This window comes from Mesorhizobium sp. KR2-14, from assembly GCF_040049255.1.
Taxonomy (GTDB): domain Bacteria; phylum Pseudomonadota; class Alphaproteobacteria; order Rhizobiales; family Rhizobiaceae; genus Pseudaminobacter.
Map to the genome: position 1 here is coordinate 57,777 of NZ_JBDZDR010000006.1, position 16,023 is coordinate 73,799.

General features: G+C 65.5%; 13 protein-coding genes. 7 read left to right on the forward strand and 6 right to left on the reverse strand.

Going from position 1 to position 16,023, the window contains the following annotated elements; genetic code table 11:
* Positions 1-33: 33 nt before the first annotated feature.
* Together ABLE86_RS16145 and ABLE86_RS16150 are read right to left on the reverse strand one after the other, a co-directional pair.
* Entirely contained in the window at positions 34-618 is a 585-nt protein-coding gene (locus ABLE86_RS16145) for an amino acid synthesis family protein (RefSeq protein ID WP_348779989.1), read from the reverse strand.
* On the reverse strand, positions 615-1,199 hold the full coding sequence (locus ABLE86_RS16150; RefSeq protein WP_348779990.1) for an amino acid synthesis family protein: 585 nt from the start codon (positions 1,197-1,199) through the stop codon (positions 615-617). The genes ABLE86_RS16145 and ABLE86_RS16150 overlap by 4 nt, the downstream gene beginning before the upstream one ends.
* 262 nt (positions 1,200-1,461) lie before the next feature.
* Between ABLE86_RS16150 and ABLE86_RS16155 the strand changes: the two genes are divergently transcribed.
* The 6 genes from ABLE86_RS16155 (at position 1,462) to ABLE86_RS16180 (ending at position 8,146) form a co-directional block, all read left to right on the forward strand.
* Positions 1,462-2,466: a BMP family ABC transporter substrate-binding protein gene (locus tag ABLE86_RS16155; protein ID WP_348779991.1), complete on the forward strand. Its 1,005-nt coding sequence runs from the start codon at positions 1,462-1,464 to the stop codon at positions 2,464-2,466.
* A 118-nt stretch (positions 2,467-2,584) separates the two neighbouring features.
* A complete protein-coding gene (locus ABLE86_RS16160) occupies positions 2,585-4,159 on the forward strand; it encodes an ABC transporter ATP-binding protein (protein WP_348779992.1) in 1,575 nt (524 codons plus the stop codon).
* Entirely contained in the window at positions 4,156-5,196 is a 1,041-nt protein-coding gene (locus tag ABLE86_RS16165; RefSeq protein WP_348779993.1) for an ABC transporter permease, read from the forward strand. The genes ABLE86_RS16160 and ABLE86_RS16165 overlap by 4 nt, the downstream gene beginning before the upstream one ends.
* Positions 5,184-6,149: an ABC transporter permease gene (locus ABLE86_RS16170; protein WP_348779994.1), complete on the forward strand. Its 966-nt coding sequence runs from the start codon at positions 5,184-5,186 to the stop codon at positions 6,147-6,149. Before ABLE86_RS16165 ends, ABLE86_RS16170 begins: the two co-directional genes overlap by 13 nt.
* A 42-nt stretch (positions 6,150-6,191) precedes the next feature.
* Complete coding sequence (locus ABLE86_RS16175; protein WP_348779995.1) at positions 6,192-7,205, forward strand: nucleoside hydrolase; 1,014 nt, start codon at positions 6,192-6,194, stop codon at positions 7,203-7,205.
* Positions 7,202-8,146, forward strand: coding sequence for a nucleoside hydrolase (locus ABLE86_RS16180; RefSeq protein ID WP_348779996.1), 945 nt, complete (start codon positions 7,202-7,204; stop codon positions 8,144-8,146). Before ABLE86_RS16175 ends, ABLE86_RS16180 begins: the two co-directional genes overlap by 4 nt.
* A gap of 80 nt (positions 8,147-8,226) precedes the next feature.
* Here ABLE86_RS16180 and ABLE86_RS16185 read toward each other — a convergent pair whose 3' ends face one another.
* The 3 genes from ABLE86_RS16185 to ABLE86_RS16195 form a co-directional block, all read right to left on the reverse strand.
* Positions 8,227-9,726 (reverse strand): malonyl-CoA synthase, encoded by a 1,500-nt coding sequence (locus tag ABLE86_RS16185; protein ID WP_348779997.1) that lies wholly within the window; start codon positions 9,724-9,726, stop codon positions 8,227-8,229.
* A gap of 116 nt (positions 9,727-9,842) precedes the next feature.
* Positions 9,843-11,003 (reverse strand): FAD-binding oxidoreductase, encoded by a 1,161-nt coding sequence (locus ABLE86_RS16190; RefSeq protein WP_348779998.1) that lies wholly within the window; start codon positions 11,001-11,003, stop codon positions 9,843-9,845.
* Positions 11,004-11,249: 246 nt separating this feature from the next.
* Entirely contained in the window at positions 11,250-11,447 is a 198-nt protein-coding gene (locus tag ABLE86_RS16195; protein ID WP_348779999.1) for a hypothetical protein, read from the reverse strand.
* A gap of 174 nt (positions 11,448-11,621) precedes the next feature.
* Between ABLE86_RS16195 and ABLE86_RS16200 the strand changes: the two genes are divergently transcribed.
* Positions 11,622-12,092, forward strand: coding sequence for an NUDIX hydrolase (locus ABLE86_RS16200; RefSeq protein ID WP_348780000.1), 471 nt, complete (start codon positions 11,622-11,624; stop codon positions 12,090-12,092).
* A 54-nt stretch (positions 12,093-12,146) separates the two neighbouring features.
* Here the strand turns inward: ABLE86_RS16200 and metH are convergent, their stop codons facing one another.
* Complete coding sequence (gene metH / locus ABLE86_RS16205; RefSeq protein ID WP_348780001.1) at positions 12,147-15,932, reverse strand: methionine synthase; 3,786 nt, start codon at positions 15,930-15,932, stop codon at positions 12,147-12,149.
* Positions 15,933-16,023 lie beyond the last annotated feature (91 nt).

The window sequence follows — 16,023 nt, forward strand, 5'->3', positions numbered from 1 at the left end:
TCCACTGGACCGCGGCGGAACAATTGCCAGGGCTCAGACGAGCCCGTCTTCGCCCTTCACCTGGGCCTTGGTCAGTCCGCCGACGCGCGGATGCGGGCGGCCCGAATCGGTGACCGCGATCGCCACCACGATCTCGTCGTCGCGCGGCGCATCCGGAACGCGCACTTCCATGCCGTCGAAATGACTGCGCACCTTGGCCGCATCCTTGTGGCCGAGCGGGATGTCGATCGGCGCGCCGAGGCCGCCACGCTTCTTCGACGACGGAATCAGCGCCGCGCCCTTGCCCAGGATGTCGCGGAAGGGTGCGCCGAGCTTCGGGTGCAGGATGGCGGCGGCGTGCTCGAGCTCGCCATCAGCGCCGACCACCGCCGCCTTGCCAAAACTCTCGACGGCGGAACCGTCGATGCCCAGGGCAGCGACCGCGCGACGCGGCAAGATGTCGCCGAGTTCCTCGCCGATGTCGCTGAGCTTCGACAGGTCGTCCACGAACTGGTTCGCATAAGGGTTACGGATGACCGCAACTGCAACGGCGCGGCGCGTGGGCGGGTTGACCGGACGGCCGCCCTCGAACCGCGTTTCCTCGACGACCGTGAAAATCTTGCGGATCTCGACGCTCATCGCAGACCGTCCTCTCCCTTGATGTCCTTGGCCGCCAGGCCACCGACACGTGCATGGATGCGGGGCCCCGTCGTCATCGCCAGCACCAGCACGATCTCGTTGGCGCGCGGCGCATCGTTGATGCCCACCTCGATCGCATCGAAATGGCTGCGAACATAGGCGGCGTTGACGTGGGCCACCGGAATGTCGATTCGAGCGCCCGGGCCGCCGACCTTCTTGGTGGAGGGGACGATGGCCTTGGTGTCGCCCAGCAGCTCGCGCATCGCATAGCCGCCCGGATTGTGCCACAGCGCGCCATGTTCCAGCTCGCCCGCACCGCCGACGATGGCGCCCTTGCCATAGGCCTCAATCTCGCCCGCTTCGCCGCCCATGGCTTCCAGCAGCTTCGTGGCCATGGCGAGGCCGACCGGCTTCAGATCTTCCATGAAGCCGGCGATTTCCTCGACGTATCGGCCGGCAAACGGGTTTTCGACCACGGCCAGCACCGCGCCGCGCTTCAGGGGCTTGTCGGCGCGCGGGCCGCCCTCGTGGAATATCTCCTCGACCTGGACGACGAGCTTCTTGATTGGGATGTCTGACATGGGTCCTCTCGAAAAACCGACCAGGCTTGAAACTGGCCTAACTTGTTAGAGTAGCAACAATTAGCGATTGGCGTGGATTGTCAAGCGCCAGACGCCGGCTGGCCTTATTTAACGGCGATGACTCCTGTGGGCTGCAATGCACCCCGATTGACAGATTGTTAGACCACCCATAAAGTCATATGAGCACCAACAAGTTGGGATAACCTATACCGCAACGCGTCGGGCTTGAAGCAGTGTTTCCAGGGAGATCATGGGAAGCGGGATGAGAAATTTGTTCAAGAAGTTTGCGATCGCCGGCGTTGCTTTTGCCGCCTCGATCGGCGCAGCCGGCGCGCAGGACAAGGTGTCGGTGGCGGCCATTTCCGGCTATTTCGCACAGGGCTTCGGCGTCTCCATCGTCAACGGCCTCAACAAGGCCAAGGACGAGTTCGGCATCGATCTCAAGCTGGTGGACACCGGCAACCGCGCGCTCGACTATGAAGAGCAGTTCGCCAACCTCGCCAAGGGCGGCCAGTACGACCTCATCTTCGTGATGGGCTGGGAGCTGGTGGACGCGCTGCAGAAGGCAAGTGCGGCCTATCCCGACCAGCGCTTCGTGTTCATCGACGGCGTGCTGGACAGCGACAAGATCGTCTATGCCAGCTTCGCTGAGGAGCAGGGCTCCTTCGTGGCCGGCGCGTTGGCGGGCCTGATCGAGAACCAGGGCAGCTCCTTCGACAAGATCGGCGACGGCAAGGCCATCGGCTTCGTCGGCGGCCGCGACATTCCCGTCATCCGCAACTTCCTCGGCGGCTACGAGCAGGGCGCCAAGTATGCCGCGCCGGACGTCAAGGTGAACGCCGTGTTCGCCGGCACCTTCGACGACCCGGCCAAGGGCAGCGAGCTGGCGCTGGCGCTCTACGGCCAGGGCACCGACATCGTCTACAACGTGGCTGGCCCGACGGGCGAAGGCGTGATGCAGGCGAGTGCTGCGGCCGACAAGTACTCGATCGGCGTCGACGTCGACATGTGCGGCTCGGCTCCGGGCAACGTGCTGGCCAGCATGCTCAAGCGCGGCGACATCGCCGTCTACACGCTGATCAAGGACGAGGTCGAGGGCCGCAAGGTCACCCCCGGCACCCGCACGTTCGACCTCGCATCCGGCGGCGTCGAAGTGAAGGTCTGCGACGACATCGCCGCCAACATCCCCTCCGAGATCACCAGCAAGCTGGAAGAGATCAAGCAGGAGATCGTCGACGGCAAGATCGAGATCGTCAAGGCCAAGTAAGGCCGGTTCGGCATCTCTCGAAAGGCTGGCGGCGCCATGCGGCGCCGCCGCCCGCAATCCGGCACATCGGTCCGTGCGGACGCCGGGTTGATCGACCAACCCAACTGTGAGGTCTTTCGTGTCGAACGCATCCTCGACAACGACCGCAGCTCGCCCCGCCGAAAACGCTGTCGAGCTCATTGGCATCACCAAGCGCTTCGGCGCTTTCACCGCCAATGAGAACGTCAACCTCACCGTTCGCCGCGGCGAAATCCACGCGATCATCGGCGAAAACGGCGCCGGCAAAACCACCCTCATGAACATCCTGTTCGGGCTGCTGCAGCCCGACGAGGGAAAGATTCGCATCGACGGGCAGGACGTCGTGTTTGCCGACCCGGCCGCGGCCATTTCCGCGGGCCTCGGCATGGTGCACCAGCATTTCAAGCTCGTGCCGTCGCTTTCGATCGCCGAGAACATCTTCCTCGGCATGGAGATCATCAACAACGGTCTCATCGACCACGCCGGGCAGATCGAGAAGACCCGCGAGCTCTCCGAGCGCGTCGGCCTGAAGGTCGACCCGACCGAGCGCGTCAGCCTCGTTTCCGTCGGCATCGAGCAGCGCATCGAGATCCTGAAGGTCCTGGTGCGCGGCGCGCGCACCATCATCCTCGACGAGCCGACCGCCGTGCTGACGCCGCAGGAGAGCCGCGAGCTGTTCCAGACGCTGCGTCGCTTCGTGGCCGAGGGCATGACCGTCATCTTCATTTCCCACCACCTCGAGGAGGTGATGGAAGTATCCGACACGGTAACGGTGCTGCGCAACGGCAAGCATGTCGCCACCCGTCCGACTGCCGAGCTCACCAAGGCCGACCTCGTACGCATGATGGTGGGCCGCGACGTCAGCTTCGACCGGCGCCCGCGCGAGGCCACCCACGGCAAGGTCGTGCTCGACGTGCGCAATTTGTGGGCGCGCGACGAGCGCCGCCTGCCTGCCCTGCGCGACGTGAGCTTCACCGTGCGCGCCGGCGAGATCGTCGGCATCGCCGGCGTCGCCGGCAACGGCCAGACCGAGCTGGCGGAAGTGCTTGCCGGCCTGCGCCCTGCCAGCCATGGCGAGGCGTTTCTCAATGGCCGCGACCTGACCCGGCTTTCGCCGGCGGCGATCCGCAAGGCCGGCTTTGCGCATGTGCCGGGCGACCGCATGATCCGCGGCGTCGACGGCGGCGCCTCGATTTCGTCCAACCTTTTGATGGGCCGCCAGCACCGGGCTCCGTGGAGCCGGAACGGCGTGCTCGACTGGAAGGCCACCGACAGGGACGCCGAGGCGATGATCAAGCGCTTCGACATCCGCGCGCGCGGGCCGCACGATACCGTCAAGCGGCTTTCGGGCGGCAACATCCAGAAGGTGGTGCTGGCGCGCGAATTCACCAACGACGCCGATTTCCTCCTGATCGACCAGCCGACGCGCGGCGTCGACATCGGCGCCCAGGAAGCCATCCACAGCGAGATCATGAGCCAGCGCGCGGCCGGGCGCGCGGTGCTCGTGATTTCCGTGCAGCTCGACGAGCTGCTGACGCTGGCTGACCGCATCCTGGTTCTCTTCAACGGCCGCCTCATGGGCGAGGTCGACGGCAACGAGGCCGACGACGAGACCATCGGCATGATGATGGCGGGGCTGCAGCCCGGCGAAAAGGAACGGGAACTCGTTTCATGAGCGACAGATTGCGCGCATTCTACGGCCAGGCGATAGCTGTGCTCTTGGCGCTTGCCATCGGCGCGGTCATCATCGTCCTCGTCGACGAAAGTCCGGTAAAGGTCTTCATGACCCTGCTGCGCGGGGCTTTCGGCGACCAGACCAGGATCGCCGGCACCTTGCTGCAGACGACACCTATCCTCATCTGCGGCGTGGCGGCCTGCGTCGGCCTGCGCGGCGGCATGTTCAATGTCGGCATCGAGGGCCAGCTTTTCCTTGGCGGCTTCGCCGCGGCGCTGGTCGGCTTCGCGCTGCCGCTGCCGCCCGGCCTGCACATGGTCGTCGCTCTTATCGTGGCGGTTCTTGCGGGCGCGGCCTGGGTTTCGATCCCAGCCTATTTCCGCGCGCGCTACAACACCAACGAGGTCGTCTCCACCATCCTGTCCAACTATGTGGCGGTGCTGCTGACCTCCTACTTCACCATCTTTCTCTTCAAGCGTCCCGGCGGCTGGTCCGAAACCCCGCCCATCCTCCCAAGCGCGTATCTGCCGGAGATCTTCTCCTTCTCCCGGCTGAACTGGGGACTGGTCGTCGGGCTGGTGCTGGCGGTCGCGGTCGCCTGGCTGTTCCGCCACACGGCGCGCGGCTATTCGGCCTCCATGGTCGGCTCGGCACCGAAATTCGCCGAATATGGCGGCATCGACGTCAAGCGCCAGGGCTTCATCGTGCTCTTGGCCTCCGGCGCCATCGGCGGGCTGGCCGGCGGTGTCGAGACGCTGGGCGTGCACCATCGCTTCATGGAAGGCTTTGCGCCCGGCTTCGGCTTCGACGGGCTGATCGCGGCCCTGCTCGCCAACGGCTCGCCCATCGGCACGATCTTCACGGCGCTGTTCTTCGGCGCGCTGCGCAGCGGCTCGCTGCTGCTGGAAGTGGACACCAACGCCTCGCGCGAAATCATCACGGTGATCCAGGCGCTGATCATCCTCAGCGTGTCGGCCCAGGTTCTGATGAAGCGGCGCGGTGACAGCACCGCAGGGGAACGTCGATGGAAATTCTAGGCAACCTCGTCAACGTCGCGCTCATTGTCGCGATGCTGCGGACCACGGCGCCGATCCTTCTGGTGGCGCTGGGCGGTTCCTTCACCACCAAGGCCGGCATCTTCAACATCGGCCTGGAAGGCCAGATGCTGGTCGGCGCCTTCTTCGCCGTGCTGGGCTCGATCTGGTCAGGCTCGGCGCTGGTGGGCGTGGCCTGCGGCGTGGCCGCGGCACTGGTGTTCGCGCTGGCCTTCGCCGTCCTCGTCGTCAGCTTCCGGGCCAATGAAGTGGTGGTCGGCCTTGCACTCAACATTCTTGCCGGCGGCATGACGGTCTCGCTGATGAAGGCTATCTTCGGCACGCGCGGCTCCATCGTCGGACAGGGCATCGTCGGCCTACCCAAGGTGCAGATCCCCGGCGCGAAGGCACTGCTCGGCTCGTGGGCGCCGCTGATCTCGGGCTACACGCCCATGGTCTATGTGGCCTTCATCGCCGTGCCGCTGCTGATCCTGTTCTACAAGCGCAGCCGGCTTGGCCTCTATATCCGCGTCGTCGGCGAGAAGCCGGAAGCGGCGGAGGCGCTGGGCATCTCGATTACGCGCATCCGCTACACGGCCTCGCTGCTGTGCGGCCTGCTGGCCGGCCTTGCGGGCGCACACCTGTCGCTCGGCTACATCACCATGTTCACCGAGAACATGTCGTCCGGGCGCGGCTTCATGGCGGTTGCCATCCTGATCTTCTCCAACGGCGATCCCTGGAAGGTGCTGGTGGGCTGTCTGCTGTTCGGCTTCGCCGACGCCTTCTCGCTGCGTCTGCAAACCTTCGGCTTCCCGTCCTACCTGATCCTTGCGGTGCCATACCTGGTTGCGCTGGCGGCGCTGTTTGCCCTCTCCTACCGCAGCCGGCCCAAGATCATCCGCGAGACCGCGGAAACCATGCGCAGGCTGCTGAGTGCCGACAAGAACCCGGCATAGAAGCCGGACAGGACCATTTCACGCTGAAAGGCTTTTTGACGAATGGAACGCATTATTCTCGACGTGGATTCGGCGGGCGACGACATCCTCGCCGTGCTGTTTGCCGCGGCAAACCCCAACATCAAGCTCGAGGCCATCACCACCGTGACCGGTGCGGCCGGCCCCATCGAGCAGGTGACCAATGTCGTGCTCAACACGCTGTCGCTTGCCGGCCGTGACGACATTCCCGTTTATGCCGGTGCCTGGCGGCCGATCGTCGGCCATTCCAAGGCCGACATGGAAGCGCCGGTGCATTTCGAGAAGCAGCTGACCGAACGCTTCGGCGATCGCCTGAAGAAGTTCAACCCGCCGGCGCCCACGCCGAAGCGGCAGGCGACCCCCGGCCACGCAGTCGACTTCATCATCGACACGGTGATGTCGAACCCCGGCGAGATCACGCTGGTGACCACCGGCCCGCTGACCAATGCCGCCATGGCGCTCTTGCAGGAGCCGCGGCTGACCAAGGCGCTGAAGAACCTGCTGGTGCTGGGCGGCAACTTCCACACGCCGGGCAACATCACGCCGGTGACCGAGTACAACATCTGGGCCGACCCGGAAGCTTCGCGCATCGTGCTCAATGCCGACGTGCAGAAGATCCTCGTGCCGCTCGACATCTGCGAGGACAACCGCGTCGCCACCTCCATGCTGACGCGCAACGACATTGCCGACATGCAGGCGACCGCCAAGGACAACCCGGTTGTCGACATGATCGCCGACGTGTTCCCGATCTATATCGACATCTGGCGCGAGTTCTTCGGCCTCGTCGGCTTCCCGATGGACGACGTGATCACCGTGGCACTGGCCTTCCAGCCCGACCTGGTGACCACGACCGAGCCGCTCTTCGTCGACGTGCTGACCGACGGCAGCGTGGCCCGCGGCCAGACGGTGGCCTATCGCGGCTTCCAGATCCTGCCCGGCGGCGGTCCCAAGACCACGCGCATCGGCACGGACCTCGAAGGCCGGCGCTTCCTCGACATCTTCAAGAATACCATCGCTCGCTACGAGCGGGCAGCATGAACGGCAGCGACATGACCCCTACCCCCATTCTCTTCGACTGCGACCCCGGCCATGACGACGCCATCGCGCTGGTGATGGCGCATCGTTCGCCGGCCATCGAACTGCTCGGCGTGACCACGACCTGCGGCAATGCCGAGCTGGAAAAGACGACGGCGAACGCCCTGCGCATCCTCGAATATATCGGCGCAGGCGACGTGCCGGTCGCGGCCGGCTGCCACCGCCCGCTGGCGCGGCCGCTGGTTCTTGGCACCGCCGACGGCCCGAGCGGCCTTGAGGGCTCGCCCTACCTGCCGCAAGCCACCATCAAGCCTGTCGACCAGCATGCGGTCGACTTCCTGGCGGAAAAACTGCTGGCGCGCCCCGAGCCCACCCTGGTGGTGGCGACAGGCCCGCTGTCCAACATCGGGCTCCTGCTGCTGAAGCACCCGCATGTCCTGCCCAAGATCAAGGAAGTGATCTGGATGGGCGGCGTGTTCTACCGCAAGAGCGAGATCATCACGCCGACCGAGTTCAACGCCTATTGCGATCCCGAGGCGCTGAAGATCGTGCTGGATTCCGGCGTGCCGATCACCATGGTCGGCCTCGACGTGACGATGCAGGTGCTGATCGAGGAGCCGCAATTTGCCGAGCTCGCCAAGATCGACACGCCGCTGGGCAAGCTGGTCAACGACTGGCTGCGCTTCTACGAGAAGCTGCACCGCAACTCGATGGGCGTGGGCGGTGCCATGCACGACCCGCTGGCGCTGGCGCTGGCAATCGACCCGACGCTGGTGAAGACCCGCCCGGCCCACATCGCCGTGGATCTGAACGGCACCTACACCTTCGGCGCCACGGTCGCGGACTTCTGGGGCGAACGCGGCGAAAAGGACAACGCCCGGATCGCCTATGAGGTGGACGCCGAACGCTTCTTCAAGCTGATGTTCGACCTGCTCAGGGACTGAGCTAGGGGCACAGCCAGTCCCTTTTGACCGCGGTTGAACTCAGGCCCCGGACGCTTTCTGCGCCGGGGCCTTATTCATGGTCAGTTCGACAGCAGGTCGCCGAACTGCTTGCGCAGCTCGGCCTTCTGCACCTTGCCCATGGTGTTGCGCGGCAGCTCGGACACGAAGACCAGCCGCTTCGGCTGCTTGAAGCGCGCAAGTGACGTCGTCACGGCAGCCTCGACGGCCGGGCGCGCGGTCTCGTCGCCCACGATGACCGCCACCGGCGCCTCGCCGAAATCCGCATGAGGAAGGCCGATAACGGCGCTTTCCACCACGCCCTCGACCTGGTCGATCACCAGCTCGATTTCCTTCGGATAGATGTTGAATCCGCCGGAGATGATAAGGTCCTTGGCCCGGCCGACTATGTGCAGATAGCCGTCTTCATCGATCATGCCGACATCGCCGGTGATGAAGAAGCCGTCCTGGCGGAATTCGGTTTTGGTCTTTTCCGGCAGGCGCCAATAGCCGGCAAAGACATTGGGCCCGCGCACCTCGACGCCGCCGATTTCTCCATTTGGCAGCGGCTGGCCGCTGTCATCGGCAATGCGGATTTCCGTGCCCGGCAGCGGGAAGCCGACGGTGCCGGCACGACGCTCGCCCTCATAGGGGTTGGAGGTGTTCATGCCGGTTTCGGTCATGCCGTAGCGCTCGAGGATGCGGTGGCCGGTGCGCGCCTCGAACTCGACATGGGTCTCGGCAAGCAGCGGCGCGCTGCCGGAGACGAAGAGGCGCATGTGGCTGACGAGCTCGCGATTGAGGCGGTCGCTGGCCAGCAGCCGTGTGTAGAAGGTGGGCACGCCCATCAGCGCGGTCGCGCGCGGCAGGTCGTCAAGAATGGCGTCGGCCTTGAACGCCTGGTGGAAGATCATGCTGCCGCCCACCGCCAGCATGACATTGGTGGCCACGAACAGGCCATGCGTGTGGAAGATTGGCAGGGCGTGGATCAGCACGTCGTCAGCCGTGAAGCGCCATTCGGCCGCCAGCGCGCGCGTGTTGGACAGAAGATTGTTCTGGGTGAGCATGGCGCCCTTGGAGCGCCCGGTGGTGCCGGAGGTGTAGAGCAGCGCGGCGAGGTCGTCGTCGCCCCGGTCGGTCACCGTCGTGAGGGGTTCTGCGGCCGCGATCGCGTCGGCAAAGCTTCCGGTGCTGTCGGCCGAGATGGAAAGCGTGCGACCCCTGCCCTCCAGCAGCGCGGCGATGTCGGCCTCCTCTTCCGGCGCGCAGACGCACAGCTTCGGCTCGGCATCGCCGAGGAAGAAGCTCACCTCGTCGAGCGTGTAGGCAGTGTTGAGCGGCAGGAAGACCGCGCCGACCTGCGCGCAGCCGAAGAACAGCGCAAGCGTTTCCGGCGTCTTGGCAGCATGGACGGCGACGCGATCACCGGCTTCCACGCCCTGCGCCCGCAGCACGGCCGCGATGCGGCCGACAAGCGATGCGAAGCCGGCATGGCTGATCGCCGTTCCGTCGGCGAGATGAAGGAACGGTTTGGCGTTGTCGCGGTGAATGCCGACAAGCGCGTCATAGATCGGATTGGCCATGCTGAACCCCGGAAGTTTCGGCCGAAGCTTCGCGGCCGCCTCATGGCGACCCGCGGCAGCTGCGGCGGTGTTACGCTCCCAAGCGCGTCGCACCAAACCGGAGTATCAGTCAAGCCTCAGCCGGCCGCCCGCAACCCTTTCAGGCGCGCCGGGCCGAGCTTGGCCTCGTCGAGGCCGAAATCGGCGATGCGGGCCGGCAGCGGCAGCCCGCGCACCAGCGAAGCACAGGCCTCGCCCATCGCCGCCGAGGTCTGGATGCCATAGCCGCCCTGGGCGACGACCCAGAACAGACCCGCAACCTTCGGGTCGAAGCCGCCGACGAGGTCACCGTCGCCGACGAAGGAGCGCAAGCCCGCCCAGACGCGGGCCGGACGGCCGACGGTGAGCGTGGTCATCTCCTCGATGCGATAGATGCCCATGGCGATGTCGAGATCTTCCGGCTGCACGTCCTGCGGCGCGGTCGGGTCGGCATTGGCGGGCGAGCCGAGCAGCATGCCCGCATCGGGCTTCACATAGCAGTTCTCCTCGGCGTCCATGACCATCGGCCAGCGCGAGATGTCCATGCCGGCGGGCGGCGCGAAGATGAAGGCGCTGCGCCGGCGCGGCTCGAGCCCCAGCGGTTCCGCGCCAAACAGGCGGCCCAGCTCGTCGCCCCACGCGCCGGAAGCGTTCACCACGATGGGGGCGACATATTCCTTGCCGGAGGCGACGACGCGCCAGTCGGCGCCGGAGCGCTCGGCGGCTGTCACCTCGGCATTGCACATGACCGTGCCGCCCGCCTGGCGCAGGCCGCGCAGATAGCCCTGGTGCAGCGCATGCACATCCATGTCGGCCGAGTCCGGATCGTAGACGCCGCCCACCGCCATTTCGGGCCGGAGCACCGGGACCATTGCCTGCACGGCTGCGGCGTCGAGGCGCGAACCCGTGGTGCTGACGGCGCGGATGATTTCCTCTTGCTCGTCCAGCATGTGCGCCTTGTCGGCCGAAGCAACGACCAGCGCGCCGCGCGGCGACAGGATGGGGAACTCGGCGAAGCCGGCCGGGGTGGCTTCGAGAAAAGCCCTGCTGGCCAGGGTCAGCGCGCGCACCTGTTGCGTGCCGTAGCTTTCGCTGAACAGGGCGGCCGAACGCCCGGTGGAGTGATAGCCCGGCTGGCTCTCGCGCTCGAGAAGAACGGTCTTCACATGCGGCGCCAGCCAATAGCCGATGGAGGCGCCGGCAATGCCGCCGCCGATGACGATCACATCGGCTTTCATCGCACCCGCTTGTTCTGACATCACGAAAAGGCTCCTCTCCTATGCGGCGGGCCCGGCCGCGTTCGCCGGAAAACCCGCAATCTCAATAAGGCAAGATTTGCCATGTGCAAATCGATTTCAAAGCCGGAAAACGGCTCCAGCCCGCCTGGCCTGTCGCCTGAAGGCATCGTCGCGCGCGGAGAAATGTGAAATCCCGCCATGGCGCGACAAGAAGCCCCCGTCACCCACCGCCACCCGTCCATGCCCTTGTATTTCTTTTGCTTTCAACTATATTGAAGTCATGTGCATGAAAACCTTCATCATGATTTCGAGGCTGGCCGGAGAAGCGCATGTCTTCTCCCGGAGCGGCTTCATGATGGACTGAATACCGCACAGAACCTTCCGCTCCGGGACCACCTTTTCGAACCGAATTGCGGTGGAACCTTGCGCGATTTTCTCGCGCCGCCCGGAGCCGAAGATGATCACTTCCTATGCCTTTCCGAAATGCAAGTTCTGCCACCGCGGCCTGCCGCGCGCGGCGGTTCGCTGCCCCTGGTGCGCTCACCGCCAGCACCCGCCGGTGATGCCGCGGCCTTTCGCGCCTGGCCTGTCTGTTTCCGCTGAGGGATACGCCTCCGGGATTTCCGGCGAGGGCTGCCGATGACAGCACTGGCAAGACAACATTCAGCCGCGCCGAGTGCAGCGGAGAGCCTGCTTCAGTACGGCGCGCTGCCCTGGCGCGTGAGCCGGCGCGGCGGGGTCAAGGTGCTGCTGATCACCTCGCGCGAGACCAAGCGCTGGCTGGTGCCGAAGGGCTGGCCGGTCAAGGGCAAGAGCCCGAGGCACGCGGCCATGCGCGAGGCCTTCGAGGAGGCCGGCGTGTTCGGAGACATCGATCCAGAGCCGATCGGCACCTATGACTACCTCAAGACGCTCAAGGACGGCTCGCAGGCCCTCTGCTCGGTGGTGCTGTACGGCCTGCAGGTTCGGGGTACGCTGGTGCACTGGCCGGAACGCGCCGAGCGCAAGCGGCGCTGGCACGACCTGACCGAGGCGACGGAAGCCGTTTCCGACACCGGGCTGAAGGGCCTGTTCCACTCGCTGCGCAAGGACCTGACCGCGCGCGCATGACGGGGGCGACAGCCCCCGGCCAGCAATCGCAATGATGCAGCGGGCGACGCTGTGCTAGGCGACGCTCTCGGCGGTCCGAACCGGCACGTAGTTCAGGATCGGCCCCAGCCAGCGCTCCACCTCGGCAACCGCCATGCCCTTGCGCCTTGCATAGTCCTCGACCTGGTCGCGCTCGACCTTGGCGACGCCGAAATAATAGCTTTCGGGATGGGCCAGATAGAGGCCGGAGACGGATGAGCCGGGCCACATGGCATAGCTCTCGGTCAGGCTGACGCCTACCCGCTTCTGCGCATCGAGCAGGCGGAACAGAGTCACCTTCTCGGTGTGGTCGGGCTGGGCCGGGTAGCCCGGCGCCGGGCGGATGCCCCGATAGGTCTCGCCGATGAGCTCATCGCCGGAAAGGTTTTCCTGGGGCGCATAGCCCCAGAACTCTCTGCGCACGCGCTCATGCATTCGCTCGGCGAACGCCTCGGCAAAGCGGTCGGCCAGCGCCTTCACCAGGATAGACGAGTAATCGTCATTGGCGCGCTCGAAGCGCTTGGCTATGGCCACCTCCTCGATGCCGGCCGTGACCACGAAGCCGCCGAGATAGTCGGGCTTGCCGGTTTCCAGAGGCGCGACGAAGTCGGACAGCGCCACATTGGCCCTGCCGTCGCGCTTGGAAAGCTGCTGGCGCAGCGTGAAGAAGGTGGCGAGCTCCCTCTCCCGGTCGCCGTCGGCAAACAGCCGGATATCGTCGCCCACCGCATTGGCGGGCCAGAAGCCGATGACGGCCTTCGGCGCGAACCATTTTTCCGCAACGATCCTTTCCAGCATCGCCTGCGCGTCTTCGAAGAGCTGGCGGGCGGCGTGGCCCTGCTTTTCGTCCTCCAGGATCTTCGGAAAGCGCCCCTTCAATTCCCAGGTCTGGAAGAAGGGCGTCCAGTCGATATAGCGGGAAAGCTCGGCCAGGTCCCAGTCCTCGAAAACACGCGTGCCGAGGAAGGAAGGCCGCGGCGGCTCGTAGCCCGACCAGTCGATGCGGTGGGCGTTGGCCCGCGCCTTTACCAGCGGCAGCCGCTGCTTTTCCGCCTCGCTGCGCGCATGGGCCTCGGCGACTTTCCTGTACTCCGCCCGTGTTGCGTCCACGTAGCCGCCCTTCGCCTCCGGCGACAGAAGCGTGGAGACGACGCCGACCGCGCGACTTGCATCGGTGACATAGACCGTCTGGCCGCGTTCGTATTTCGGGTGGATCTTCACCGCCGTGTGCACGCGGCTGGTGGTGGCGCCGCCGATCAGAAGCGGAATGTCGAAGCCTTCACGCTCCATCTCGGTGGCGACATGCACCATCTCGTCCAGCGAAGGCGTGATCAGCCCGGACAGTCCGATGATGTCGGCCTTATGTTCGCGCGCGGTCTCGAGGATCTTCGAGGCCGGCACCATGACGCCAAGATCGATGATCTCGTAGTTGTTGCAGGCCAGCACGACGCCGACGATGTTCTTGCCGATGTCGTGGACATCGCCCTTCACGGTCGCCATGACGATCTTGCCGGCGCTCTCGCGCGCACCGTTGCCGCCATTGGCCGCCTTCTCGGCCTCCATGTAGGGCAAGAGCACGGCGACCGCCTGCTTCATGACGCGGGCCGACTTGACCACCTGCGGCAAGAACATCCGGCCCGAGCCGAACAGATCGCCGACGACGTTCATGCCGGCCATCAGCGGCCCCTCGATCACGTGGAGCGGACGCTCGGCATTCTGCCGGGCCTCCTCGGTGTCGGCCTCGATGAACTCGGTGATGCCGTTGACCAGCGCATGCTCCAGCCGCTTTTCCACCGGCCATTCGCGCCAGGCCAGGTCCTTTTCCCTGGCTTCCCTGCCGCCCGCGCCCTTGAAGCGCTCGGCCAGTTCCAGCAGGCGCTCGGTGGCGTTGCCGCCATCCTTCGGCACGCGGTTGAGGATGACGTCCTCGCAGGCCTCGCGCAGCTCGGGATCGATGGATTCGTACACGGCCAGTTGGCCGGCATTGACGATGCCCATGTCCATCCCCGCCTGGATGGCGTGGTAGAGGAACACCGCGTGCATCGCCTCGCGCACCGGTTCGTTGCCGCGGAACGAGAAGGACAGGTTCGACACGCCGCCCGAGACGTGGACATGCGGCAGGGTGCGGGTGATCTCGCCGGCCGCTTCGATGAAGGCCGCGCCGTAGCCATTGTGGTCCTCGATGCCGGTGGCGACTGCAAAGATGTTGGGATCGAAGATGATGTCCTCGGGCGCAAAGCCTGCCTTCTCGGTCAGGAGCTTGTAGGCGCGGGTGCAGATCGCGACCTTGCGCTCCCTCGTGTCGGCCTGGCCGGCCTCGTCAAAGGCCATGACGACGACCGCCGCACCATAGGCGTGCACCAGTTTGGCGTGGTGGAGAAAGGCTTCCTCGCCTTCCTTCATCGAGATCGAGTTGACGACCGGCTTGCCCTGCACGCATTTCAGCCCGGCCTCGATCACCTCCCATTTGGAGCTGTCGATCATGATTGGCACGCGGGCGATGTCCGGCTCGGCCGCGATCAGGTTGAGGAACTCGACCATGGCCCGTTTTGAATCGATCAGGCCCTCGTCCATGTTGACGTCGATGATCTGCGCGCCATTGGCGACCTGGTCGCGCGCGACCTCAAGCCCGGCTGCATAGTCGCCCGCCGTGATCAGCTTGCGGAACCGGGCCGAGCCGGTGATGTTGGTGCGCTCGCCGACATTGACGAAGGGAATTTCCGGCGTGAGCGTGAACGGCTCGAGGCCGGACAGCTTCATCAGCGGCTTGTGCTCGGGCACCTGGCGCGGCGGATATTTCTTCACCGCCTCGGCGATGGCGCGAATGTGCTCGGGCGTCGAGCCGCAGCAGCCGCCCACCACGTTCACCAGCCCCTCGCGGGCGAACTCCTCGATCTGCTCGGCCATGAATTCCGGGCTTTCGTCATAGCCTCCGAATTCATTGGGCAGGCCGGCATTGGGATAGGCGCAGGTGAAGGTGTCGGCCACGTCCGAGATCTCGGCCAGGTGCTCGCGCATGGCGGCCGCACCCAGAGCGCAGTTCAGCCCGAAGGTGAAGGGGTTTGCATGGCGCAGCGAGTGCCAGAAGGCGGTGGGCGTCTGGCCCGAAAGCGTGCGGCCGGAAAGGTCGGTGATCGTGCCGGAAATCATGATGGGCAGTTCGACGCCCTTCTCGGCAAAGACCTCGTTGCACGCAAACACCGCCGCCTTGGCGTTGAGCGTATCGAAGACGGTCTCGATCAGGATCAGGTCGGCGCCGCCATCGATCAGGCCGCGCAGCTGCTCGGCATAGGCAAGGCGCAGATCATCGAAGGTGACGGCGCGGTAGCCAGGATTGTTGACGTCCGGCGAGATCGACGCCGTGCGGTTGGTGGGCCCCAGCGCGCCGGCCACGAAGCGGCGCTTGCCGTCCTCCTGCTCGGCCCGCAGCACCGCCCGCCGCGCCAGCCGCGCGCCGTCGCGGTTCAGCTCGTAGACCATGTCCTCCATGCCGTAGTCGGCCTGGGCGATGCGGGTGGACGAGAAGGTGTTGGTCTCGATGATGTCGGCGCCTGCGATGGCGTATTGGTAGTGGATCTCCTCGATCGCGGCGGGCTGGGTCAAGATCAGCAGGTCGTTGTTGCCCTGCTGGTGGCAGGCGCAGCCGCCAAAACGGTCGCCGCGAAAATGGCCCTCGTCGAAGCCCAGTCCCTGGATCTGCGTGCCCATGGCGCCGTCGAGAATGAGGATGCGTTCGCGCGCAGCTTTCGTCAGTGCGGCGAGAACCTCGGCCCCACGAGAGGTTTCGGCGACGGGCCCGAACAGGGCATCAAGCGAATTCATTTGCGACAATTCCAGTTTCCAGAGCGACCTCTCGTCACATAAAGATATCTTTATGTCAATATGCCCCCCCATCAAAATCGCGGCACCCCCG